The following is a 24,381-nucleotide window of genomic DNA, read 5'->3' as shown; positions in this document are numbered from 1 at the left end:
GGCGCAGCTCGTCGCGGCTGCGGGCGCGGTAGGAGCCGGCGAGCCGGCGGCCGGCGAAGCTGACGGTGCCGGCCGAGGGCGGCAGCAGGCCGGCCACCACGCGGGCGAGCGTCGATTTGCCGGAACCGGATTCGCCTACCACCGCCAGCGTTTCGCCGCGGTTCAGCCGGCAACTGATGTCGCCCAGCACGGAAACCGCGCGATAGCCGGCGCTGACGCCGGAGACCTCCAGCAGCAGTTCCGGGTTGTGGTGGTGCCCGCCTGCGCCGGAAAGGCTGGTCGCCCGCTCGTGAACGAGGCGGCGGGTGTAATCCTCTTTCGGCGCTTCCAGCACCTCCGCGGCGCTGCCGGCTTCCACCATCCGGCCATGGCGCAGCACCATGATGCGGTCGGCCACCTGCGCCACCACCGCGAGATCGTGGGTGATGTAGAGACCGGCGGTGCGATAGCGGTGGATGAGCCGGCGCAGCAGCGCCAGAAGCTCGATCTGCGTCGTCACGTCGAGGGCGGTGGTCGGCTCGTCCAGCACGAGAATGTCGGGCCGGCAGGCCATGGCCATCGCCACCATGGCGCGCTGCAGCTGGCCACCGGAGACCTGATGCGGATAGCGCCCGGCAAAGCCTTCCGGGTCCGGCAGGTCGAGGGCGGTGAAAAGCTCCAGCATCCACGCCTTCGCCTCGGCCGGGTTCATCAGGCGGTGATAGAGAGGGGCCTCCATCACCTGTTCGCCGATGCGCATGGCCGGGTTGAAGGCAGAGGCTGCGCTCTGCGCCACATAGGCGATGCGCGCGCCGCGCACCTTTTCGCGCACCGCACGGCCACCGGCCATCAGGTCCGATCCGGCCACCTGAATGGCCCCGCCGGTGATGCGGCAGCCGCCGCGGCCATAGCCCATGGCGGCAAGGCCGATGGTGGATTTGCCGGCGCCCGATTCGCCGATCAGGCCCAGCACCTCGCCGGGGGCGAGGTCGAGGCTGACGCCATCCACCAGCACGGCGCCGCCGGGGGCGGAAACCCGCAGATTGCGGATGCGCAGGATGGGCGTGGTTGCGGTCGTATCGCTCATCGGCCCTCTCCCTGCATGGTGGTGCGGCCGGCCAGCATCCAGTCCACCACCAGATTGACGCCCACGGTCAGCAGCGCGATGGCGGCGGCCGGATAGAGCGGTGCCATGAGGCCGTAGAGAATGGCCTGCTGATTGTCTTTCACCATGCCGCCCCAGTCCGCATAGGGCGGCTGGATGCCGAGGCCGAGGAAGGACAGACCGGCCACGAACAGGAAGGTGAAGCAGAAGCGCAGGCCGAATTCGGCCACCAGCGGCGGCAGGGCGTTGGGCAGAATCTCGCGGGCGATCAGCCAGCCGAGCCCTTCGCCGCGCAGCCGCGCCGTTTCGGCATATTCCAGCACGTTGATGCCCTGCGCCACGATGCGGGCGAGGCGGAACACGCGCGTGGCATCGAGCAGCGCGATGGTGACGATCAGCACCGGCAGCGACGAGCCCAGCGCCTGCAGCACCACCAGCGCCGAAATCAGCACCGGCACGCACATGATGGTATCGACGAGGCGCGACAGCGCGGTGTCGACCCAGCCGCCGGAGATGGCGGCCAGAAAGCCCAGCGGAATGCCGACGGTGAACGACAAGAGCGTTGCCGCCAGCGACACGCCGATGGACATCTGCGCCCCCACCATCAGGCGGGAAAGCAGGTCGCGGCCGTTCTGGTCGAGGCCGAACAGGTGGTCCGGCGAGGGCGGGTCGAACGGGGTGCCGACGATCTGTTCTTCGCCGAACGGCGCCAGCCAGCGGCCGGCGAGCAGCAGCACGATGTTGAGTGCGATGATGGCGAGGCCGATCCACGCCGTCAGCGGAATGCGTCGGAGGGTACGCGTCATGGTGCCGGCTCCTTATCGCGGGTGCCTGAGGCGCGGATTGAGCGCGATGGCGGAGATGTCGGCGATCATGTTCAGCACCACATAGGCGGCGCCGAACACCATGGCGGCGGCCTGCACCATCGGCAGGTCGCGCTTGGCGACGGCATCCACCATGAAACGGCCGAGGCCGTTATAGTTGAACACCGCCTCCACCAGCACGACGCCGGTGATGAGATAGGCGATGTTGAACGCCACCACGTTGACGATGGGCGCCGCCGCGTTGGGCACGGCGTGACGCAGGATCACCCGCGGCGTGCGCAGGCCCTTCAGGAACGCGGTTTCGATGAACGGCTGGTCGGTGACCGACAGCACCGCCGTGCGCGTCATGCGCATGATCTGGGCAACGGTCACGAGCATCAGCGTCAGCATCGGCAGAGTCGTGGCGCGCAGCCATTCGCCGAAGCCCATGCCGGGATAGACATCGGCAAGGCTCGGCAGGATGTCGCTGCGCACCGACAGGAACAGGATCAGCAGCAGGCCGAGGAAATATTCCGGCAGCGACACGGCGGCGAGCGCGAGGATGTTGACGACGCGGTCGAACAGCCCGCCCCGCCTGACCGCCGTGAGGATGCCGAGGGCGATGGCGAGCGGCACGCCCACCACCGCCGCATAGGCGGCCAGGGCCATCGTGTTCCAGAAGCGCGGCCACAGCAGGTCGGCGACCGGTTGCTGGCTGGCGAGCGAATTGCCGAGGTCGCCGGTGAGGAAGCCGGCGAGCCATGACAGATAGCGGGCCAGCGCCGGGCGGTCGAGGCCGAGGTCGTGGCGCAGGGCCGCCAGCGACTGCGGCGTGGCGTTCTGCCCGAGGATGGCAGACGCCACGTCCCCGGGCAGGAGCTGGGTTGCGGCAAAGATCAGCGCCGAGACGAGCCACAGCGTGAACAGGCCGAGTACAACCCGTCGGAAGATCAGGGCGGTCATCAGGCTTCCAGCCACACGCGCTCGGCAAGCCGGGCGCCCATGAAGTTGAACATCGGATGCGGGCGGATGCCCTTCACCTTCAGCGAGGCGGCGTCGAGATAATCGCCGAACATCGGGATGACGGCGCCACCCTCGTCGGAAACCATCTTCTGCAGGTCAAAATAGATCTCGCGGCGCCTGGCATCGTCCAGCAGGGCGCGGGCTTCCAGCAGCAGCGCGTCGAAGCGTTCGTTGCGCCAGTGGGTGTCGTTCTGAACCGAGCTGGAGAGATAGGCGATGGAGAACATCTGGTCGGCCGTCGGCCGGCCGCCCCAGTAGGACATGGCGAAGGGCGCCTTCATCCACACATTGTCCCAGTAGCCATCGGCCGGCTCGCGCTTGATGGTGATGTCGATGCCCGCCGGCGCGGCGCTGCTGCGATAGATGGCGGCGGCATCGACCGCGCCTGCGAAGGCGGCATCGGACGCCGACAGCGTGACCTTGAGATCCGACAGGCCGGCCTGCTTCAGATAGAACTTCGCCTTGTCGGGATCGTAGGGGCGCTGCGGCAGCTCTTTGGCGAAGAAGCGGTCCGACGAGGGAATCGGCTGGTCGTTGCCGATGCGGCCATAGCCGCGCAGCGCCGTCTTCAGCATCTGCTCGCGGTCGATGGCATATTTCAGCGCGAGGCGGATGTTGTTGTCGGTGAACGGCTTCTGGGTGCAGTCCATCAGGAAGGTGAAGTGCTGGCCGCCGGCGGAACGGATCACCTGCAGCTTCGGATTGCGCTTCAGCAGGTCGACGGTCTTGAAGTCGAGCCGGTTGATGGCATGCACCTGGCCGGACATCATGGCGTTGGTGCGTGCGGCGATGTCGTTGATGACGATGACTTCCACCGCGTCGACATTGGCGCAGCCCGGCTTCCAGTAGTTCTCATTGCGCACGAAGCGCGAGCGCACACCGGGGTCGTAGCTCTCGAACTTGAACGGGCCGGTGCCGACGGGATGATTCCAGTCGGTGAAGCCGTCCGGCACCACGAGGAAATGATAGTCCGACAGCACGAACGGCAGATCGGCATTGCCGCTGGAAAGCGTGATGCCGACTTCGCTGTCCGACAGCTTCTTCACGTCCTTGATCTGCTCGGCAATCGCGCGGGCGGCGGAGGTGGTGTCGCCGCGGTGCAGGTTGATCGAGTAGATGACGTCTTCCACCGTCAGCGGCTTGCCGTTGTGGAAGCTCACGCCCTTGCGGACCCGGAACACCCACTCCACCGCACCCGGCTTCGCCTCCCAGCTTTCGAACAGCTCCGGCTCGGCCTCGTTGTGCCAGTTGATCTCGATCAGGCCGTTCATCAGCATATAGGCCTGATTGACCGGCACCCAGTCGGTGAGCTTGCGCGGGTCCAGCGTGTCGGTGGTGCTGCCGCCGCCGATGCCGAGTTTCAGCACGCCGCCGCGGCGCGGCGTCTCCTCGGCGGCACCGGCGGCACCGGGCAGGAACGCGCCGCCGAGGGCGAGCGCGCCGAAACCGGCCGCGGCACCGGCCAGCAGACCGCGGCGTGTGGGGGTGAAAAGGCGCGTGGAGTCGGTCATGGGTTCCCTGCTCTCGTTCAAGGTGTGCGCCACCTTGTTGTCTGTCCGGGCGGCTGGTGCGGGGCTGTCGCCCGTCTGGCGCACTGAGGCTGTTTCGGGGCGACACTAGAGGATCGCGGCGCAGACGTGATATGATTTTGGTGCATATCCCCATGACGCAAATCCGACTGCCCCCGCCGGGCGGTTCCGCCTAGAGCCCTGCACGGGTCGCGCCGGGTTGCTTCGGTGCGCCTCCGGGGTGATCCTTCATGACAGGAAAGGTTGCGCCGGAACGTGTCTTTGGGTTGCGCCGCGGCCGTGCGGCCGGGCGCGGAAGGGAGCGCGATGAGTTTCGCGGATATGGTGGGACTTGTGGGCGTATCGGCCTATCTGGTGGCCTATGGTCTGCTGCAGACCCGCATTCTGGGGGTTGGCGACGGCTGGTATGCGGCCCTCAACGCGCTGGGCGGTGTGGCGCTGATCTACTCGCTGTGGACCAATTTCAACCTGTCTTCCTTCATCGCGCAGGTGCTGTGGCTGGCCTTCACGATCATCGGGTGGGTGCGTTCGCGGCATGGTGCGGCACAGCGGGCTTAATGCCTGTCGCGACAGGTAATTGCCTGTGGAGAAAACCTTGCCGGCCGCCAGCGGCCGGCATCCGGCGCGGGAAAAGCCTTTGCTGTGCGCTTAGGTCATATCCGGGGCTCTACGGAGACACCGCGTCGGGCAAAGCCGGCTGTCCCTCGCGTGCGGCGGTCACGATCCAGTCGCTGACCTCGCGCACGATGCGGCGGGCATGCCGGTCGAGCGGGCGCAGCAGATAGAAGCGGCCGGCCGGGCGCAGCCAGTGCGGGTGGGCCGGCACGAGGCGGCCGGCGGCCAGATGATCGGCGATGAGCCAGCTCCAGCCCAGCGCCACGCCGGCCCCCTGCGCGGCGGCTTCCACCGCAAGGCGGTAGTCGCCGAGCTTCCATTCCAGCGCGTCCGCAGGCCGGACGAGGCCGGCGGAGGCGAACCACTCGCTCCACCCGAACCACTCGCGCACCGGATCGTCGAGGCTGAGCAGCAGCGGCCGGCTCTGGCTGGCGAGCGGCGCGCCGTCCGGGCTGATGACGGGCACGATTTCCTCTGCCGCCAGTTCCGTCACCGCCAGCCCGGCCGGCCGCTCGCGGCGGTAGAAGATGGCGAGGTCGTATTCGTCGGTTCTGAGGTGGGCCACGTCGTCGGTCACGCGCAGGCGCAGTTCCAGATCGGCGATGGCCGCCTTGAGCGCGCCGAGGCGCGGCAGCACCCACAGATCGGCAATGCCGCGCGAACAGGCGATGGTGATCTGCCGCGGCCCGCTCCACGCCCGCACGCCTTCCGTGGCGCCGGCGAGTTCGGTCAGCAGCCGGCTGATTTCGTTGGCATAAGTCTCGCCGGTAATCGTCGGCACCACGCCCTGCGGCGTGCGGGTGAACAGCTTGGAGCCGATATAGGCTTCCAGCTTGCCGATCTGGCGGCTGACGGCGCTCTGCGTCAGGCCCAGTTCGTCGCCGGCACGCGAGAAACTGCCGGTGCGGGCCGCGGTGTCGAACACCACCAGTGCATCCAGCGGCGGCAGTTGCCGGCCCTTCGCCATCGTGTTGCGCTCTCGCCGTGGGGTCCTGCGTGCAGGCGCCGGCCGGCGATCCGGCGGCGGCACGCGCGCATCCGTTAGAGCACAGTTCGCCGGCGCTGCAAAATTGCGCCGGCCGCGATCCGGCATTATGGCACCATCAGGCCGGCCTCGCGCTCCGGCAGGGTCACGGCAAAGCGGTGCGGCCCGAGGTCGGCGAAGAACCGGCGCATGGTTTCCGTCAGCCCTTTCACGAACGACGGCTTCTGCCGGCCGTAGATGTCGGCGATGATCAGCGCCGGGGCGGCAAGGTCGTCGGTCAGCGGCAGGCGCTTCAGTCCGGGTTCGGTGGAAAGGCCGCGCATCAGCGGCCGCATGTTGAGAATCGAGGCGCCGAACCCGGATGCAACCGCTGCGCGCACCGTCTCATAGGAGCGGGTGCGGAAGGTCACCTGCGGCCGGCGCGGCAGGCTGGCGAACTGGGTGAGCAGGTAGTTGGAGGTCAGCCGCAGGTCGAGCAGCACCAGCGGCCGTTCGGCAAGCTGGGCAATGCTGATGGCCGGTGCATCGAACGGGTCGTCGGCCGGCAGCACCGCGTGCAGTGGAATGCGGCAGATGCGGGTGATCTCCGAGCCGAAGCTGGGGCCGATCTCGTAGGTCACGATCAGGTCGACCGAACCGCTCTCCAGCCAGTCGCGCAGCTGCACCTGATCGCCTTCGAACAGCTCGATTTCCACCGGCCCGACGCGCTCCACGAAGCGGCGCAGCACCTCCGGCATGAACATGGCGCCGAACGGCTCGAAGCAGGCGATGCGGATGGCCGAGGGCGCGCGGCGGGTGAGGGCTTCCACCTCGCGGTCGAATTCCGTCTCGGCGCTGGCAAAGGCCCGCGCGGCGGCAAGAAAGCGCTCGCCGGTCGGCGTGGTGGTGACCCCGCGCGACGGCCGCCGGTCGAACAGCTTGGTGCCGATCTCCGCCTCGGCAAGCCCGATCGCGGCCAGAATCGACGACTGGGAGATGCTGAGCGCGGTGGACGCGCCCTGAATGCTGCCCTGCTTTGCAACTTCCAGCAGATAGCGGATCTGACGAACGGAAAGGTTCATGCTTCTTACAGGAAATGTAGGAACGGGCTCACGAGAATACAGTTTACGACCGCCGGCGCATGCCCGTTTAATGAGCATGACCACGGCGCAGGCGGCGATGGCCGCCCGTCCGGGTCCGCGATCAACCGGCACGATCCCCTTATGCCCGATGGGGTCGTGGCGAAATTTCCAAATGTTTCAGAGTCTTGAGCATTAACCCTTGCGGCGGCCCGGGGGGCTGGCGGCGGCGTGTGCTCCAGTGACGGAGATGCGGACGTATGACAGTCAACGAGCACCCGCTCGCGGACGCGGGAGAGCTTTGCCGCCTCGGCGCTTCGGAACTGACGGCCGGCTATGCCAGCGGCGAATTCACGCCGGTGGAGGTGGCGCAGTCGGTGCTGGCGCGGGCCGGCGAAATCAACGACCGCTTCAACGCCTTTACCGCCATCACCGCCGATCTGGCGCTGTCGCAGGCCCGCGATTCCGCCGCCCGCTGGCGGCGCGGCACCCCGCTGTCGGATATCGACGGCGTGCCCGTGACGCTGAAGGACATCGTGTCCATCCGCGGAACCGTCATTCATGCCGGCTCCACCACGGCGGCCGAGGTGCCCTCGGCGGCCGATGCCCCCTCGGTGGCCCGGCTGCGCGCTGCCGGCGGGGTGTTCGTCGGCCTCACCACCACGCCGGAATTCGGCTGGAAGGCGGTCACCGACAGCCGGTTCAGCGGCATCACCCGCAATCCGTGGGATGAAACCAAAACCTCCGGCGGCTCTTCGGGCGGCGCCGGCGTGGCGGCGGCGCTGGGGGCGGGCGTGCTGCATCTGGGCACCGACGGCGGCGGCTCCATCCGCGTGCCTTCGGCGTTCTGCGGCATCGTCGGCCTGAAGCCGACCTTCGGCCGCGTGGCCGCCAACCCGCCGAGCGCGTTCGGCACCGTCGCCCACATCGGCCCGATGGCGCGGTCGGTCGACGATGCGGCCGCCATGCTCGCCGCCTTCTCCGGCCGCGACCTCGATGACTGGAATCAGGGCGCCGGCAGCTTTCCGCCGGTTCTGCCGCTGCCGGAAGGCATGCTGGCGGGCGCCCGCATCGGTTACTGGAAGACGCCGCCGTGCGGCAGCGTCGATCCGCAGATCGCCACCCTCGTCGACGCCGCGGTGAAGCGGCTGGAGGACATGGGCGCGCGGGTGGAGGAGGTCAGCCTGCCGCTCGACGGCCTCTATGAGGTCTTCACCACCCACTGGTACACCGGCGCCGCCAACCGCCTGCGTGCCGTGCCGGTGGAAAAGCACGATGCCGTCGATCCCGGCTTCCTGGCCATCGCGGCAGAAGGCGCGGCCATCTCCGGCTCCGATCTGGTGGGGGCGCAGGTGCGCCGCGCCGCGTTCGGCGCCGTCATGGATCAGTTGCTGGCGCGGTTCGATTTTCTGGTCTCGCCGTCCACCGCCGTGCTGCCGTTCGCCGCCGGCGAGGAAGTGCCCCCGGGCAGCGGCCTGAAGCGCTGGATCGAATGGGCCGGCTTCTCGTTTCCCATCAATCTCAGCCAGCAGCCGGCCATCACGGTGCCGTGCGCGCGGGCGCCCGGCGGCCTGCCGGTGGGCCTGCAGATCATCGGCGCCCGCGGCGCGGATGCCGCCGTGCTGGCGGCGGCGCGTGAGTTCGAACGATCCCACCCCACAGCCCTGCTGCCCTGAAATGCGGGCGGCGAGAACCAGAACCAGAGGGGATAGACGATGCTGAACAGACGTGGATTGCTGACCGGCGCGCTGGGCGCCGGTGCCGCCGGTGCCGCCTTTCTGGCCGATCTCAACAGCACGGCCCGAGCGGCGGACGGGGACGGGCCGATTCCGGTCGGCGCGGCGCTGCCGCTCTCCGGCCTTGCGGCCGCCGACGGCATCGAGTTCAAAAACGGGCTGGAGCTGGCCGCGGCAGAGATCAATGCCGCCGGCGGCATCCTCGGCCGCCCGGTGGAACTGCACATCGAAGACACCAAGGAGATGGGCGCCGACCTTGTCAGTCAGGCGATGCAGCGCCTCGTCGACCGCCATCAGGTGCCGGTCATCATCAACGGCTACAACCTCGGCACCAACATGGTGGAGATGGACGTTGCCGCCGATAACGACGTCATCCTCGTCCACTACAACACGCTGATCTCGCACAACGAGAAATTCCGCTCCGACCCGGCGCGTTATTACAGCTGCTTTCAGGGCGATCCGCCGGAATACTGGTACGGCCCGGGTTTCCTGAATTTCCTCAACACGCTGGAGAAGAGCGGAAGCTGGACGCCGCCCAACCGCAAGCTGGCGATCATTCCCTCGGCGAACGAATATTCCATCGTGATCGCCAACGCCATCCGCTCCAAGGCGGCGGAATACGGCTGGGAGGTCGGCCTGTTCGAGACGGTGCCGTTCCCGACCAACCAGTGGGGGCCGACGCTGGCCAAGATCCGGCAGGATCCGCCGGCGGCCATCGCGGTCACGCACTTCCTGCCGCAGGATCTGGCGCAGTTCATGGTGCAGTTCCTGCCGGAGCCGACCCAGAGCCTGATCTACATGCAGTACGGCCCGTCGCTGCCGGCTTTCCGCGAGATCGGCGGGGCTTCGGTCAACGGCGTCATCTATTCCACCACCATCGGCTGCCTGCCGGATACCTTCTCCGAGCCCTATCGCAAGGCCTACCGCGAGAAGTTCGGGCCGAATTCGGCCTACATCACCGGTTCGCAGACCTATGACGGCCTGTGGGACTGGGCGCTGGCCGCCGCCATTGCCGGCGGGCCGGGTGCGCCGTTCGAGAAGGAAGCGGTGCAGAAGGTCGCCGCCGCCATGCGCCGCCTCATCTATCGCGGCGTCAACGGCACCTACCGCGTCGATCCGGACGGACAGTCGGCCTATTGCTATCCGACCCAGATCAACGATCCCTCGCTGGGCATGCCGCACCAGTTCCTGCAGCATCAGGATTACAAGACCGACCCGAAGCTGATCGCGCCGCCGCTTTATGCGACGAGCCCGTTCGTGTCGCCGCCGTGGCTGAAGAAGTGAGCCGGGCGCCATGACGACAACGTCCGCCTCCGCCCCGATCTTCGTCTGCGACAATGTCAGCAAGCACTACGGTTCGCTGGCGGCGGTGGACGGCATGTCGCTTGCCATCGACCGCGGCACGGTGCTCGGCATCGGCGGTCCCAACGGCGCCGGCAAGACGACCTTCTTCGACGTGGTGACGGGGGTAACCCCCGCCACCGGCGGCCGGGCGTGGTTCGGCGATACCGAAATCACCGGCTTCTCGTCCGACCGCATCTGCCAGCTCGGTGTCGCGCGCACCTTCCAGCTCAACGCCACCTTCGACAGCCTCACCGTGCGCGAGAACGTGGAGGTTTCGGCCCTGTTCGGCCGCGAGGCGCGGCGGCTGCCGCGCCTCACCCGCACGAAGGTGCTGGAGCAGGCGGCGAGCGAGGCGCTGGACTTCGTCGGCCTCGCCGACAAGGCGGACCAGCCGGCGGCGCGTCTGCCGGTGCTCGATCGCAAATTGCTGATGATCGCCGGCGCGGTTGCCACCGATCCGCAGCTTCTGTTCCTCGACGAGCCGGTCGGCGGCCTTGCCGTGCATGAAATCGACCGGGTGATGGAGATCGTCGAGAAGATCCGCGCCCGCGGCGTCACCATCGTGCTCATCGAGCATGTGATGCGCTTCCTGCTCGCTCTCTCCACCAAGGTTGTGATCATGCATCAGGGTAAGATCCTGTTCGAGGGCCAGCCGAGCCGGGTGGCGGACGACGAGCGCGTGGTGAACGCCTATCTGGGTGCCGGCGCCAGCAGCCGTCTGAAGCGCTATTTCGCGGCCCGGGAGGCCTGACCGATGGCGGTTTCCGGCACACCCGTTCTCGCCATCGATGCGCTTTCGGCCGGCTATGGCGGCCCGCCGGTGCTGAAGGCGGTTTCGCTCACTGTCGCCGCCGGCCGGCTGGTTACGGTCGTCGGCCCCAACGGCCACGGCAAGACGACGCTGCTGCGCACGGTTTCCGGCCTCACCCGGGCGCTGGGCGGCCGCGTGCAGGTGAACGGCCGCGACACGGCCGGCCTGCCGCCCCACGCCGTCGCGGCGCTGGGCGTGGCCCACGTTCCGCAGGGCGACCTGCTCTTTCCCGACATGACGGTCGGCGAAAACCTGATGATGGGCGCCTATCTGGAAAAGGACGGCGCGGTGATCCGCCGCCGCATGGACGAGGTGTTCGGCCTGATGCCGCGCCTGGCCGAGCGGCGCGGGCAGGTGGCGGCCTCGCTCTCCGGCGGCGAGCGGCGCATGGCCGGCATCGGCCGCGGGCTGATGAGCGGCGCCGGCCTGATGCTCATCGACGAGCCCTCCCTCGGTCTCGCCCCGCTCATCATCGAGCAGATCTACGGCGTCATCGGCAATCTCAAGGCTTCGGGCCGCTCCATCCTGCTGGTGGAGGAAAACCCGGTCCGCGTCGCCGACATTGCCGACGAGATGCACCTCATCGACGACGGCGCCATCGTGTGGTCCGGCCTGCCGGCGGAACTGCTCGAACGCGACGAACTGCTCGCCACTTATCTCGGAGGCTGACCCGATGTCGGATGTTCTGGTGGCCGTTCTGGTCGCGGGCCTCACCTCCGGTGCGGTCTATGCGCTGGCGACCCTTGGCCTGTCGCTGGTCTGGGGCTCCATGCGCATGCTCAACATGGCCCACGCCGCCATGCTGACGCTCGGCGGCTATGCCGCCTATGCCGGCGTCACGGGGCTCGGCCTGCCGATGGTGGCCGGCGTGGTGGCCGCGCTCGTGGCGGGCACGGCGGCCGGGGCGCTGCTTTATGGCGGTCTGGTGCGTCCGCTCCTCAACCGGCCGGCGGCCGTGTTCGAGACCAACATTTTCATCGCCACGGTCGGCGCCGGCATCGCGCTGGAGAACGCCATTCTCATGACGTTCGGCGGCCAGCCGCTGAAGCAGCCGGTTGCGGTGGAAGGGGCCATTGCGCTGCCCGGCGGCGGGGTTCCGCTGCAGAGCCTCGTCATCCTGTCGGTGTCGGTGGCGCTGATGGCGGCCACGGCCTTCGTGCTGGCCCGCACCCGTTTCGGCCGCGCCATCCGCGCCACGGCGCAGAACCGCGAGGCGGCGGAGCTGATGGGCGTGCCGGCCGGGCGGATCTATCTGCAGGTGCTGATGCTGTCCGGCGCGCTTGCCGGCATGTGCGGCGTGCTGGTGAGTTCCATCACCCAGCTCAGCCCCACGCTCGGTTCCGACCCGATGCTGAAGGCCTTCATCATGTGCGTGGTGGCCGGGCTCGGCAACCTGCCGGGCGCCATCCTCGCCGCCTTCGTGCTGGCTCTGGTGGAAGCCGGCGTCCAGTTCGCCGCCGGTGCCCGCTGGGGCTTTCCGGTGCTGCTTTTCATCGTGATCGCTGTCCTGATCTGGCGGCCTGCCGGCCTGTTCGGCCGCGCCCAGATCCGGCGCCTGTGACAGGAGCCCGCACCATGGCTGCCTCATCCGGCCGCACCCGCCTCTCGCCCCATGCCGTTGCCGCACTGGCGCTGATCCTCGTTGCCGTGGCGCTGCCGTTCTTCATCGACAGCCGCTATGTCATGGGCCAGATCATTCTTGCCCTGTTCTATGCCACCATCGCCTCGCAGTGGAACCTGCTGTTCGGTTATGCCGGCGTCTTCTCCATGGCGCAGATGGCCATCTTCGCCTTCGGCGGTTATGCCACCGCCATGCTCTGCTTTTATTTCAAGTGGAGCGTGTGGGTGGCGATGCCGGCGGGGGCGGTGGCCACCACGCTGTTCTCGCTGCTCATCGGCATGGCGTGCCTGCGGCTTTCCGGGGTCTATGTGGCGCTGCTGACGCTGGCCATCGCGCAGGCGATGTATCTCATCATCGTCACCGATACCGAGTGCTTCATGATGGTGGGCTCGCAGTGCCGGCAGTTCACCGGCGGCGCCGTCGGCTTTGCCCGCTTCGGCGATCTCGGCACCCGCGCACTGCTGAAAGGCAACTGGATCGCCGGCAACTATGCCGTCGTCGCCGCGGTGTTCGCGGTGACCATGCTGGCGACGTGGGCGGTGCTGAAAAGCCCGGTCGGCCTCGCCTTCCGCGCGCTCAAGGACAACACGGCCTATGCCATTGCCCGCGGCGTCAACCGCTTTCAGGCCCAGCTCATGGTGTTCGGCATTTCCGCCTTCTTCACCGGGCTGACCGGCGGCCTTTATGCGGTGCATTTCCAGGCCATCGGCCCGGGTGTGCTGTCGCTGTCGCAGCTGCTGTTCATCATCGCCATTGTGGCGGTGGGCGGCGTCGGCACGTTCTGGGGCCCGCTTGTCGGCACCGTGGTGCTGGTGGTCGCCGATGAGGCCATGCGCGAGGTCGGCGAATACCGCACCCTCGGCCTCGGCCTCATCATCGCGTTCTCCATCGTGCTGATGCCGGACGGCCTCGTCGGCCGCGTCTCCGACCTCGCCCGCTTCATCGCCCGCCGCCGCAGCGCCGCCCGCCCGGCCGCCTGAAGCCGTCCTTCCCGTTCTGAATCCTGAAACCCGGCCAGCCGCCGCGGCCCGTTGTCCGCGGATGCCGGTGGCCCGACCCCGCAGGAAGCCCCGCCGATGTCCGATACCGATACCGCCACGTTCGACACCATCATCCTCGGTGCCGGCACCGCCGGCTGCGTGCTGGCAAACCGCCTCAGCGCCGATGCGGACCGCAGCGTACTGGTGCTGGAGGCCGGCCGCGCCGCGCCGCTCGCCTCCGACATTCCCTCCGACTGGGTGACGATGTTCAACACCCATGCCGACTGGGGCTATTACACCGAGCCCCAGCCGGGCTGCCGCGGCCGGCGCGTGTTCTGGCCGCGCGGCCGCATGGTCGGCGGTTCCGGCGCGCTCAACGCCATGATCTATATCCGCGGCCTGCCGTCGGATTTCGATACCTGGGCGGCCATGGGCTGCCCGGGCTGGAGCTGGGATGACGTGCTGCCGGTGTTCCGGTTTTCGGAAGACAATCAGGTCTTCCGCAACGATCCCTTCCACGGCACCGGCGGCCCGGTGCATATTTCGGCGCCGGCCCATCTCGATCCGACCGAGCACCTGTGGCTGCAGTCGGCACAGGCCGCCGGGCACGCCTTCAACCCCGATTTCAACGGGGCCTCGCAGGAAGGCGTCGGCTTCTTCCAGTTCTTCATCCGCAACGGCGAGCGCTGGGGCACCTCCAAGGCCTATCTGCGCCCGGCTCTGGAACGTCCCAACCTGACGCTCGCCACCGGTGTGCGCGTGACGCGCATCGTGATCGAGAACGGCCGCGCGACGGGGGTGGAATATCTGGAGAACGGCCGCCTGAAGACCGCCCGCGCCACCGCCGAAGTGGTGCTGACCTCCGGGGCCATCGGCTCCTGCCAGCTCCTGCTGCTGTCCGGCGTCGGTCCGGCCGACGAACTGAAGGCGGTCGGCATCGATCCGGTGCTGGATCTGCCGGGCGTGGGCAAGGATCTGCAGGACCACATCAATATTCCGATCTCCTTCGGCGTGAAGGGGAAGGTCGGCATCGGCGCGCTCACCGACGACGAATGGGCGGCCTCGCTGAAGGAATGGCAGGAAAGCCGCACCGGCATCCGCTCGTCGGCGTGGGTGGCCGGCGGCGCCCATGTGCGTTCGCGGCCGGACGTGGAGCCCGACCTGCAGCTCTACGGCGCCATCTCGCCCCACCGCGACTATGCCCGCTTCCTGCATTCCGGCTCCGGCGTCACCCTGCACAGCGTGCTGCAGCGGCCCGACAGCCGCGGCGAAATCCGCCTGCGGTCCGCCGACCCGGTGGACTATCCGGTCATCGATCCGCGCTATTTCGTCAGCGATGCCGACGGTTCGGACCTCGCGACCATGGTCAAGGGCGTGCGCATCAACCGCGCCATTGCTGCCGAACGTCCGCTGGCCGACATCATCACCGGCGAACTCACCCCCAGCGCCGAGGCGCAGACGGATGAGGAAATCGCCTATTACATCCGCGGCCACTGCACCACGCTCTATCACCCCTCCTCCACCTGCCGCATGGGCACCGACGCCATGGCCGTGACCGACCCGGCCACGCTGAAGGTGCACGGACTGGAGGGGCTGCGCGTCGCCGATGCGGCGGTGTTCCCGCAGATGATCTCCGGCAACATCAACGCCGCCGTCATCATGATCGCCGAGCGCGCGGCGCAGATGATCCGCGGCTGAGGAGGCTTCCCATGAGCGCATCTGCACCGCAGACCGCCGCCGGCTGGCACGCCCGCGCCGCGGCCTTTGCCCCGGCCGGCGATCTGTTCATCGACGGCGACTTCTGCCCGGCCGCCTCCGGCGACCGGTTCGAGACCGTCAACCCCGCCACCGGCGCCGTGCTGGCGGCGGTGGCGCGCGGCGGGCCGGCCGATGTCGACCGGGCGGTGGCCTCCGGCCGGGCGGCGTTTCGCGGCGGGGCCTGGTCGCGCTGCCAGCCGCGCCAGCGCATGGCGGTGCTCGGCCGCTTCGCCGACCTGATCGAACGGCATGCGGCCGAATTCGCGCTGACCGACACGCTCGACATGGGCAAGCCCGTGACCGAGATGATGGTCGTGGACGTGCCGCTTGCGGTGCTCTGCCTGCGCTTCACGGCCGAGTGCATCGACAAGATGCAGGGTTCGGTCGGCATGACCGGGCAGGACGTGCTGAGCTATGTGCTGCGCCAGCCACTCGGCGTCGTCGGCTGCATCGTGCCGTGGAACTATCCGCTGCTGATGACGATCTGGAAGATCGCCCCGGCGCTGGCCGCCGGCAATTCCGTGGTGCTGAAGCCGGCCGAGCAGTCGCCGCTCTCCGCCCTGCTGCTGGCAAGGCTGTTCATGGAGGCCGGCGGGCCGGCGGGCGTGCTCAACGTCGTCACCGGCTTCGGGCCGGAAGCCGGCATGCCGCTGGCGCTGCATGGCGATGTGGAGAAGATCGCCTTCACCGGATCGGCCGAAATCGGCAAGCTGATGCTGGTTTATGCCGGCCAGTCGAACATGAAGAAGGTGGCGACCGAATGCGGCGGCAAGTCGCCCCATGTCGTCATGGCCGACGCGCCGGATCTGGAAAAGGCGGCCGAATGGGCGGCCATGGGCATTTTCGGCAATCAGGGCGAGGTGTGCTGCGCCGGCTCGCGGCTGATCGTGGAACGCGCCGTGGCGGACGAGTTTACGGCGCTGCTGAAGGAAAAGGCGCTGCGCAACCATGTGCCCGGCGATCCGCTGGACCCCGCCACCACCATGGGGCCGCTGGTGGACCGCGGCCAGCAGAAGCGGGTGCTGTCCTACATCGCCGCCGGCCTTGAGGGCGGGGCCGCCTGCGCGCTCGGCGGCGGCGTGCCGGCCGGGCTGGAAGCCGGCGCCTATGTGTCGCCGACCATCTTCACCGGCGTCGACAATTCCATGCGCATCGCGCGGGAGGAGATCTTCGGTCCCGTCGTTTCCGTGCTCACGGTCGACAGCCTCGACGAGGCGATTGCGGTGGCCAACGACAGCCCGTTCGGGCTGGCGGCGGGCATCTGGACCGGCGACCTCGGCAAGGCCCACCGCTTTGCGCGCGATGTCGAGGCCGGCATGGTCTATGTCAACAGCTACATGAACGGCGATATGCAGATGCCGTTCGGCGGCTGGAAGGAATCCGGCAACGGCCGCGACAAGTGCATGGATTCCCTGCTGTCCTATACCCAGACCAAGGGTGTCTGGGTGACCTTCGAGTGAGGCGGACGATGGCGACGGGCTGGAATTTCCACGAACTCTATCTGTGGCACGATACCGGGCGGGGGGCGATGTTCTTCCCGCCGGGTCTGACGGTGGAGCCGGGCGAGCATGCGGAGAACGAAGGCACCAAGCGCCGCTTCCGCAATCTCATGGAGGTTTCCGGCCTCACCGACAGGCTGGTCTCGCTGCGCTCCGATCCGTTCAGCGAGACCGATCTCGCCCGCTTCCACACCCGCGACTATATCGACCGCATCCGCACCCTGAGCGCGGCCCGCGGCGGTGAGGCGGCGGAGCTGACGCCGTTCGGTCCCGGCTCCTACGATATCGCCTGCCTTGCGGCGGGCGGCACCTTTGCGGTGATGGATGCGGTGCTGGAAGGCCGGGTTGCCAACGGCTACGCTCTGGTGCGCCCGCCCGGCCACCATGCGGAACGCGATCTGGGGCTGGGTTTCTGTCTGTTCGCCAACGTCGCGCTGTCGATCCTGAAGGCGCGCGAGAAGCACAGGCTTGCCCGCGTGGCGGTCGTCGACTGGGACGTGCACCACGGCAACGGCACCCAGCAGGCGTTCTGGGACGATCCGGGCGTGCTGCTGATCTCCATCCATCAGGACCGGCTGTTTCCCATGACGAGCGGCTTTGCCACCGAGCGCGGCGAGGGCCGCGGCGCGGGTGCCACCGTCAACGTGCCGCTGATGCCCGGTTGCGGCCACGGGGCCTATATGGAGGTGTTCCGCCGCATCGTTCTGCCCGCGCTCCACGCCTACAAGCCCGATCTGATCGTGGTCTCGTCCGGCTTCGACGGCTCGGTCGCCGATCCGCTGGGCCGGATGCTGCTGCACTCGGGGACCTACCGCGAGATGACGCGCCTTCTGATGGCGGCGGCGGACGAACTCTGCGGCGGCCGGCTCGCCATGTCGCACGAAGGCGGCTACTCGGCCGCCTATGTGCCCTATTGCGGTCTGGCGGTGATGGAACAGCTGTCCGGCATCCGCAGTCCGGTGGACGATCCGTTCCTGCCCATCGTCAGCCGGTACGGCGGACAGGATCTGATGCCCTGGCAGGCCGCCCATATCGCGGCGCTGGCGGAGGGGCTGGAAGCCCGCATCGCGGCGCTCTGAGGCCTTTGCGGGGCGGTTGCCGGCAGGTGCCGAAAGAAGGCCGGGCGGACCCGGCCTTCTTCGCATTGCGGAGGGTGACGGACAATCACCGGGTTTCCGACAGGAAGTCCTGCCCGATCTTCAGATCGGCCTGCGTCAGTCCGTGGCCGGCCGGCAGCACCTCGTGGCGGACATCGGCGCCCGCCTCGCCCAGCCGGGCGGCAAGGCGGGCGGCATTGTCCTCCGGCACGATCGGATCGAACGCGCCGGAGAGCAGCGCCACCGGGGTGCCGGCAAGGCCCCCGGCCGGTGCCGCGGAAAGCGGCACCATTGCCCGCAGCAGCAGCGCGCCGGCCAGCGCGCCGGGGTGGCGCCACAGCACGGCGGCTGCGATGTTGGCGCCGTTGGAGAAGCCCGCCGCCACCGGGGCGGCAAGCCCGTGCCGGGCCCGCACCACCGCGATGAAGGCAGCCAGTTCGTCGGCCCGGCGGCGCACGTCCGCCTCGTCGAACACCCCTTCCGCCAGCCGGCGGAAGAAACGCGGCTGGCCGTGCTCCAGAACCGGACCGCGGGGCGAGATCAGGGCCCGGCCAGGGGCAAGCGCCCGGCCGAGGCCGATCAGGTCGCTCTCGTCGCCGCCGGTGCCGTGCAGCAGCAGAAGCGGGGCGACCCCCGCCTCTGCCTCCGCCGCCGGCTCGAAGCGGTAGACGAAGCCTGCGTCTTCAAGCCTTTGCGTCATGGTGCCTCCTCAGGCCAGCGCCGGCAGCACCTTTTCGATGCGGCTGCGGTGACCTTCCAGAAAGGCCGGCAGCTTCAGCGCGGTGCCGAGGCTTTCTGCCGGCTCGTCGACTGCGAAGCCCGGATCGTCGGTGGCGATCTCGAACAGCACGCCGCCCGGCTCGCGGAAATAGACCGAGCGGAAGTAGTTGCGGTCGCGCTGTTCCGTGACCGCAAGGCGATGATTGTCGGCAAGCCGCCGGACCATCGCGGCCTGATCGGCATCGCCGGCGGCCCGGAAGGCGACGTGATGCACCGAGCCCCCGCCCATCCGCGCCGGCAGGAAGCCGCCGGCCTCGCGGATGTCGAGAATACCGCCGACGGCGGTGTCGCCGGCCCGGTAGCGCACCAGCGATCCTTCGCGGGCAATCTCGGCATAGCCCAGCACGTCGGTCAGGATCGCGCCGGTCGGCGCGGCCTCGGCCAGCAGCAGGCTCACCGAATGAAAGCCGCGGATGGCGACATCGGCCGGCAGGCCGGTGTTCCCCGCCGGCTCGTTCTCCACCCCGGCGATGCCGGCAAGGGCAAGGCGCAGCCCGTCGGGATCGCGGAACGGCAGCACGGTTTCGCCGAAGCGCTTTTCCGGGGTGCCGTGGGCGATGCCCTTTTCAACGAAGCGCTGCAGCCACCAGCCGATGGCGCCTTCCGGCACGCGGAACACGGTCTCCTGCGTCTCGCCGATGCCGAGCCGGCCGGGGGCGACGTGCTCCCACGGGAAGAACGTGAGAATGGTGCCCGGCGCGCCGCTCTCGTTGCCGAAATAGAAGTGATAGGTGCCGGGGTCGTCGAAGTTCACGGTCTTCTTCACAAGGCGAAGGCCGAGGACATGCGTGTAGAAATTCAGGTTCCGCTGCGCCGGTCCGGCAATGGCGGTCACATGATGAAGTCCGCGGGAAGCCATGCTGGTAAACTCCCTTGTTCTGACAAAAAAGCAGATCGGTGCCGTTTGCAGGAAACGGTGCCGCGAAGGCATCGTCTGCTGCGCCGGGGTGAACGCTGGTCTGGAAACGACGTCTCTTCTCAGCGCGGTGCCGGTTCGGCGCCCGTTGCTGTTGGGGCTAAGATAGGCGATCCGGCGCCGGACGCCATGGCCAGTTGCTTGCATCCATGCAAGATTGGCTGCGCAATCATGCAAGGATTTCTTGCGCCCATGCATGTCGGCAGGCGGTGGCAGAGCGGCGGTGGCAGAGAGAAGGAGGGCGGCGCAATGCGCGCGGCGCGCGATCTCGTGTGGGACGATCTGCGTCTCGTGCTGGCGGTGGGCGAGGCCGGCACGCTGCCGGCGGCCGGCCACCGGCTCGGCATCGATCCGTCAACGGCGTTCCGCCGCCTCGGCCGCATCGAAGCCGATCTCGGCCAGCCGCTGTTCGAGCGGCACCGCAGCGGTTATGTGCCGACACCTGCCGGCGAGGCGGTGGTGGCCCTTGCCCGCCGCGTGGAACAGGACATGGTGGCGGTTCTGGCGCGGCTGGAGGGCGGGGCGCCGGAGCCGGCCGGCGAGGTGCGGATCGCCACCAGCGACACGCTGCTGACGCTGCTGATGCCGCTGGTCGCCGGTCTTGCCGCCCGCCATGCGGAATTGCGGTTCGACGTGGTGCTCGGCAACCCGGCGGCCAACCTGTCCCGCCGCGATGCCGACATTGCCATCCGCGCCACGCGGATGCCGCCGGAAACACTGGTCGGCCGCCGGCTGGCGGCCATCGCGTGGGCGCTCTACGGCCGCGACGGCGCACCGGCGCCGGCACGCTGGGTGATGCCGGGGGCGGAACTGGCCGACCTGCCGGTCACCGGCTTTCTGGCCGGCCGGGTGGGCGAGGCGGATGTGGCCTGCCGCATCAACACCGTGAGCGGGCTGGCAGATGCGGTGGAGGCCGGCATCGGCATCGGCTATCTGCCGTGCTTCGTCGGCGATGCGCGGCCGCAGCTGCGCCGCCTCGCCGCGCCCGAACCCGCTCTGGCGGCCGATCTCTGGGTGCTCACCCATCCGGATCTGCGCACCGTTGCCCGCGTGCGCGCCGTGCTCGACGGCCTCGGCGCGGGCATCGCCCGGCTGCGGCCGCTGATCGAAGGCGGCGGCCGGCTGCCGGCGCCGTGACGCGGAGCAAGACCAGATAAAGAGCAAGACCAGATAAGAAGACGAGACAAGAATGTGCGGCGGGAATGGCCGGAAAAGGGGGCGGGTGCGGCGGGCTGGTCCGATTCCTGCTTGGCGGATGGCGAGGCCGGGGCCGTTCTGCCCCGGCGCGCGAAAGAACGGAGACTGCCCGATGCATGTCAACTTCGACCCTGCGCTGGCCCGCGTGGCCGCTGCCGACGAAGACGGCGCCCGCCTTGCCGCACTGACGGCCCGGTTCTGGCCGGTGCTGATGGCGGCGGTGGTGGGCCTGATGCTCTATCTGCGGCAGGTCGCGGCCTGAGGCGTGCGGCGGCGTTCGGTTGTGGATTTGCTCAACTGAGTTTTCGGTGTTGAGGAACGCCAGCCCGCTTTTGCCCTGCAATACTCGGCCCGACATGCGGATGTGCCGCCCCGCCCGGGCAGGCCCGACGCCGCATCGTTTTGCGCTGCCACAATCAGGGACAATGCGATGGACGAGGTCTTCGGCCGCAAAGAGATGATTTCGCCGCAGGAGTTGCGGGCGCTTTCGGGCAAGTCCGACCTGGCCGGTTTTCTGCAGCTTGGCAGCCACCTCGGCGCCATCGCGGTTTCCAGCGCGCTGCTGACCTGGTTCTGGGGCACATGGCTGGCGGTGCCGGCCTTCATCGTGCAGGGCATTCTCATCAATTTTCTCTATGCCGGTCAGCACGAGATGAGCCACTGGACGGTGTTCCGCACCAGAAGGCTCAATGAAATCTTCGGCCGCATCTTCGGCTTCGTGCTGATCTATCCGCGCGATTTCGACCAGATTCAGCACTTCGCTCACCATCGCTACACCAACATCCGGGGCAAGGACGGCGAATTGCAGCGTCCGCCCTATTCGCTGACCTCCTATCTGCTGTGGATGCTCGGGCCGACCTACTGGTACAGCCGCATCCGCCGGGTGGTGCGCTTCTCGCTGGGCATCGTCTCCGAGACCTACATTCCCGACAGCCGCAAGCCGGACGTGATCCGCGAGGCGCGCTGGCATCTGGCCGGTTATGCCGCCATTGCCGTGCTGTCGGTCGTCTTCCACAGCTGGATCGCGGTCACCTACTGGCTGGCGCCGATGATGCTGACCAAGGTGGTGCACCAGTTGCAGAACACCATCGAGCATCTGGGGCTGCCGCATGTGGAGGACATCGCCCTCAACACCCGCTCCACCCGCACCAATGCGCTGATGCGCTGGGCGTGCTGGCAGATGCAGTATCACACCGCCCACCATGCCTTTCCCGGCGTGCCGTTCCACAAGCTGCGGGCGCTGCATCGCACCATCTTCACCGACAAGGGCCGCAAGCCGCAGGAAATGACCTATCTGGGCTTCCAGAGCGCGGTGGTGCGGGCCTTCGCCGGCGGGCGCACCGAGGCGGACTATCCCGACGACCGCATCTGGATCAGCGACGACACCGATCTTTCGCCATCCGCACCCGCGGCGCCGGACGATCCGACCGGCCTGAAGATGGAAGCCTGAGGCGGCCGGCGATGCAGCAGCTTGCGTTCTACCAGTCGCTCTGGGCGACCGAACGGCGCCGCCCCGGCGTGCCCGAACGCCCGGTCAGCGAGCGCTTCGACGCGGTGAAGGCCGACGGCTACCACGGCATGGCGATCGACCTCGGCGCCATGACGCTGGAGCAGGCCCGCGCCACGGTGCCGGAATTTGCCCGCACCGGGCTTGGCGGCCTGCTCACGGCCTTTCCGCAGTCCGTCGACGACCTGCGCCCGGCGATCCGGCTGGCGAAGGACATCGGCTCGCCGTTCCTGATCGTCATCGGGCAGGTGATGCCGCTGTCGGTTGCGGGCATGATCCCGGTCATTCGCGAATGGCTGGCGCTGGCGCGTGCCGAAGGCATGCCGCTGCAGTTCGAGACCCACCGCGACTGCATCACCAACGACCTGTTCGCCACCGTGCAGCTGCTCGATGCCATTCCCGAAATGCGCATGGCCGCAGACCTTTCGCACTATGTCGTCAACCGCGAGATGCTGTATCCGATCCGGCCGGAATACCGGGCGCTGATCTCGCGGGTGCTGGCGCGCTGCGACAGTTTTCAGGGGCGCGTCGCCTCGCGCAATCAGGTGCAGGTGCCGATCGGCTTTCCGCAGCATGCCAAATGGGTGGCGACCTTTCTCGACTGGTGGACCGAGGGGCTGGCCGGCTGGCGCGGCCGCGCCGGACCCGACGACACCGCCATCTTCATGTGCGAACTCGGCCCGCCGGAATATGCCCTGACCGACGCCCGCGGCGACGAGCTTTCCGACCGGCGGCAGGAAGCGCTGCAGATCCGGGCCATGGTGGAAGACCGCTGGAAGGCGCTCGGCGCCTGAGCCTTCAGCCGGGCGGGCCGGCAATGAGCCCGTCCGGCGCGGCCGCGCGGAAGGCCCGCAGCAGGCTTTTCGTCAGCGCCTGCGCGGCGGCCGTCTGGCGGGCGGATTTCTTCAGGATCAGATGGAACATGTTGCTGGAAGAGAACGTCTGCGGCGCAAGCTCGCGCAGCGCCCCGCGTTCCACCCAGCGGGCGGCATAATGCGGCGGCAGGAAGCCGAGGTGCAGCCCGCTCAGGATCAGCAGAATACGGGTATCGAGGCTGCCGGCGCGGCTTGAGATGGGAAAGCTGCCGACCAGCGCCACGAACGCCGGATCGTCGGTGGTGGACGGTTCCACCAGCGGGTGACGCAGGATTTCGTCCGCTGTGGGCCCGGCAGCCGCGAACAGCGGATGGCCGGCGCCGCAATAGAGCCGCAGCTCTTCGCGGAAAAGCGGCAGCATCTCCAGTGTCGCCACCGGTCGCGGCACCACGGAAATGCCGATCTCGGCATCGCCCTCCAGAATGCCGCGTTCGACGCCGGATGCGGAAACCGATTCCACGTGCAGTTCCACGCGCGGATGCTGGCGGCCGAAAGCGGCGAAGGCCTCCACCAGCGGTGCTTCCGCCACCGACACCAGATTGTCGAGCAGCAGCACCGCGACCTTGCCGGTCAGATGGCGCATGCCGGCGCTGACGCGGTCGCGGAACTTGTCGAGGTCGGTGAAAAGCTGGAGAGCGGCCAGATAGACGAGCTGGCCTTCGTCGGTCAGGGCAAAGCCCGCCCGGCCGCGCTGGCAGAGCGTGGCCCCGAGCCGGCTTTCCAGATTGGAAATATCGAGGCTGATGGCCGATTTCGACTTGTTGAGGCTGACTTCCGCGGCCGAGAAACCGCCGCAGTCGACCACGGTGCGGAACACCCGCAGCAGCCGCAGGTCGGAATCCGACAGGCTGCCGCGAAACGGCCGGCGCGCAAAATCCTGATCCCCGCCCAGCGTCGTCACTCCTGCAGCCAGCCGCATCCCCGGAGGCCGGATTATCGGGAAAAGCCGGCGCCGCGCAATGGCGCGCGTCCGGTCGCCGGCCATGGGGGCCGGACGCAGCCCCGTTCGCGACCGGCAGCGGGGGCGCTGACGAGCGGATCGCCGGCTTCGCGCGGCGCAGCGTTCCCCGTCATGGCGCGGGGCAGGGTGCGGAAGGGCCGGCCGGGTGTCCGCGCCGGTCACCAGCCGCGCCGCGGGCGCGCCCGGCTTTTCCCGTCGCATG

23 protein-coding genes are annotated in these 24,381 nt (G+C 68.5%); 14 read left to right on the top strand and 9 right to left on the bottom strand.

Annotated features, from left to right (window positions below):
• The 4 genes from V7067_RS01525 to V7067_RS01510 all read right to left on the bottom strand — a co-directional run.
• A partial coding sequence (locus V7067_RS01525; protein ID WP_334174104.1) for an ATP-binding cassette domain-containing protein occupies nucleotides 1-1,066 on the bottom strand: 1,066 nt, incomplete at its 3' end.
• On the bottom strand, nucleotides 1,063-1,890 hold the full coding sequence (locus tag V7067_RS01520) for an ABC transporter permease (protein ID WP_334174103.1): 828 nt from the start codon (nucleotides 1,888-1,890) through the stop codon (nucleotides 1,063-1,065). The genes V7067_RS01525 and V7067_RS01520, both read right to left, overlap by 4 nt.
• A 12-nt stretch (nucleotides 1,891-1,902) precedes the next feature.
• A complete protein-coding gene (locus tag V7067_RS01515) occupies nucleotides 1,903-2,850 on the bottom strand; it encodes an ABC transporter permease (RefSeq protein ID WP_334174102.1) in 948 nt (315 codons plus the stop codon).
• Nucleotides 2,850-4,421, bottom strand: coding sequence for an ABC transporter substrate-binding protein (locus V7067_RS01510; RefSeq protein WP_334174101.1), 1,572 nt, complete (start codon nucleotides 4,419-4,421; stop codon nucleotides 2,850-2,852). Before V7067_RS01510 ends, V7067_RS01515 begins: the two co-directional genes overlap by 1 nt.
• A gap of 324 nt (nucleotides 4,422-4,745) precedes the next feature.
• Between V7067_RS01510 and V7067_RS01505 the strand changes: the two genes are divergently transcribed.
• Nucleotides 4,746-4,997, top strand: a complete 252-nt coding sequence (locus V7067_RS01505; protein ID WP_334174100.1) for a cyclic nucleotide-binding protein — start codon at nucleotides 4,746-4,748, stop codon at nucleotides 4,995-4,997.
• Nucleotides 4,998-5,106: 109 nt separating this feature from the next.
• On the opposite strand, the gene V7067_RS01500 is transcribed toward V7067_RS01505, so the two are convergent.
• On the bottom strand, nucleotides 5,107-6,021 hold the full coding sequence (locus V7067_RS01500; RefSeq protein ID WP_334174099.1) for a LysR substrate-binding domain-containing protein: 915 nt from the start codon (nucleotides 6,019-6,021) through the stop codon (nucleotides 5,107-5,109).
• 125 nt (nucleotides 6,022-6,146) lie between these two features.
• Complete coding sequence (locus V7067_RS01495) at nucleotides 6,147-7,100, bottom strand: LysR family transcriptional regulator (protein WP_334174098.1); 954 nt, start codon at nucleotides 7,098-7,100, stop codon at nucleotides 6,147-6,149.
• Between the two features lie 257 nt (nucleotides 7,101-7,357).
• Here V7067_RS01495 and V7067_RS01490 point away from each other — a divergent pair, with 257 nt between their 5' ends.
• From V7067_RS01490 to V7067_RS01450, 9 genes are all read left to right on the top strand, one after another.
• A complete protein-coding gene (locus V7067_RS01490; RefSeq protein WP_334174097.1) occupies nucleotides 7,358-8,773 on the top strand; it encodes an amidase in 1,416 nt (471 codons plus the stop codon).
• A 39-nt stretch (nucleotides 8,774-8,812) separates the two neighbouring features.
• Nucleotides 8,813-10,117 carry an ABC transporter substrate-binding protein gene (locus V7067_RS01485; protein WP_334174096.1) on the top strand — a complete coding sequence of 435 codons (1,305 nt, stop codon included), beginning with the start codon at nucleotides 8,813-8,815 and terminating at the stop codon, nucleotides 10,115-10,117.
• A 10-nt stretch (nucleotides 10,118-10,127) separates the two neighbouring features.
• Nucleotides 10,128-10,928 carry an ABC transporter ATP-binding protein gene (locus tag V7067_RS01480; RefSeq protein ID WP_334174095.1) on the top strand — a complete coding sequence of 267 codons (801 nt, stop codon included), beginning with the start codon at nucleotides 10,128-10,130 and terminating at the stop codon, nucleotides 10,926-10,928.
• A 3-nt stretch (nucleotides 10,929-10,931) separates the two neighbouring features.
• Nucleotides 10,932-11,657: an ABC transporter ATP-binding protein gene (locus V7067_RS01475; RefSeq protein WP_334174094.1), complete on the top strand. Its 726-nt coding sequence runs from the start codon at nucleotides 10,932-10,934 to the stop codon at nucleotides 11,655-11,657.
• A 4-nt stretch (nucleotides 11,658-11,661) separates the two neighbouring features.
• Entirely contained in the window at nucleotides 11,662-12,549 is an 888-nt protein-coding gene (locus tag V7067_RS01470) for a branched-chain amino acid ABC transporter permease (protein WP_334174093.1), read from the top strand.
• Nucleotides 12,550-12,563: 14 nt separating this feature from the next.
• Nucleotides 12,564-13,589 carry a branched-chain amino acid ABC transporter permease gene (locus V7067_RS01465; RefSeq protein WP_334174092.1) on the top strand — a complete coding sequence of 342 codons (1,026 nt, stop codon included), beginning with the start codon at nucleotides 12,564-12,566 and terminating at the stop codon, nucleotides 13,587-13,589.
• A gap of 96 nt (nucleotides 13,590-13,685) precedes the next feature.
• Nucleotides 13,686-15,287 carry a GMC family oxidoreductase N-terminal domain-containing protein gene (locus V7067_RS01460; protein WP_334174091.1) on the top strand — a complete coding sequence of 534 codons (1,602 nt, stop codon included), beginning with the start codon at nucleotides 13,686-13,688 and terminating at the stop codon, nucleotides 15,285-15,287.
• Between the two features lie 11 nt (nucleotides 15,288-15,298).
• On the top strand, nucleotides 15,299-16,807 hold the full coding sequence (locus tag V7067_RS01455; RefSeq protein WP_334174090.1) for an aldehyde dehydrogenase: 1,509 nt from the start codon (nucleotides 15,299-15,301) through the stop codon (nucleotides 16,805-16,807).
• An 8-nt stretch (nucleotides 16,808-16,815) separates the two neighbouring features.
• Complete coding sequence (locus V7067_RS01450) at nucleotides 16,816-17,925, top strand: class II histone deacetylase (RefSeq protein ID WP_334174089.1); 1,110 nt, start codon at nucleotides 16,816-16,818, stop codon at nucleotides 17,923-17,925.
• An 85-nt stretch (nucleotides 17,926-18,010) separates the two neighbouring features.
• Here V7067_RS01450 and V7067_RS01445 read toward each other — a convergent pair whose 3' ends face one another.
• Entirely contained in the window at nucleotides 18,011-18,643 is a 633-nt protein-coding gene (locus V7067_RS01445; RefSeq protein ID WP_334174088.1) for an alpha/beta hydrolase, read from the bottom strand.
• 9 nt (nucleotides 18,644-18,652) lie between these two features.
• Nucleotides 18,653-19,582 carry a ring-cleaving dioxygenase gene (locus V7067_RS01440; RefSeq protein ID WP_334174087.1) on the bottom strand — a complete coding sequence of 310 codons (930 nt, stop codon included), beginning with the start codon at nucleotides 19,580-19,582 and terminating at the stop codon, nucleotides 18,653-18,655.
• Nucleotides 19,583-19,888: 306 nt separating this feature from the next.
• On the opposite strand from V7067_RS01440, the gene V7067_RS01435 reads away from it, so the two are divergent.
• The 4 genes from V7067_RS01435 to V7067_RS01420 all read left to right on the top strand — a co-directional run bounded on the left by V7067_RS01435 (nucleotide 19,889) and on the right by V7067_RS01420 (nucleotide 23,137).
• On the top strand, nucleotides 19,889-20,776 hold the full coding sequence (locus V7067_RS01435) for a LysR family transcriptional regulator (RefSeq protein WP_334174086.1): 888 nt from the start codon (nucleotides 19,889-19,891) through the stop codon (nucleotides 20,774-20,776).
• Nucleotides 20,777-20,948: 172 nt separating this feature from the next.
• Complete coding sequence (locus V7067_RS01430) at nucleotides 20,949-21,098, top strand: hypothetical protein (protein WP_334174085.1); 150 nt, start codon at nucleotides 20,949-20,951, stop codon at nucleotides 21,096-21,098.
• 168 nt (nucleotides 21,099-21,266) lie between these two features.
• A complete protein-coding gene (locus V7067_RS01425) occupies nucleotides 21,267-22,286 on the top strand; it encodes a fatty acid desaturase (RefSeq protein ID WP_334174084.1) in 1,020 nt (339 codons plus the stop codon).
• 11 nt (nucleotides 22,287-22,297) lie between these two features.
• A complete protein-coding gene (locus V7067_RS01420; protein ID WP_334174083.1) occupies nucleotides 22,298-23,137 on the top strand; it encodes a sugar phosphate isomerase/epimerase in 840 nt (279 codons plus the stop codon).
• A 4-nt stretch (nucleotides 23,138-23,141) separates the two neighbouring features.
• Here V7067_RS01420 and V7067_RS01415 read toward each other — a convergent pair whose 3' ends face one another.
• Nucleotides 23,142-24,137, bottom strand: a complete 996-nt coding sequence (locus V7067_RS01415; protein WP_334174082.1) for a LysR family transcriptional regulator — start codon at nucleotides 24,135-24,137, stop codon at nucleotides 23,142-23,144.
• Between the last annotated feature and the right edge of the window lie 244 nt (nucleotides 24,138-24,381).

This window comes from Pseudoxanthobacter sp. (assembly GCF_036822375.1).
Taxonomy (GTDB): domain Bacteria; phylum Pseudomonadota; class Alphaproteobacteria; order Rhizobiales; family Segnochrobactraceae; genus Pseudoxanthobacter.
Note: the sequence above shows the minus strand (reverse complement) of the source record. Positions and strands in the feature narration are given on the sequence as shown.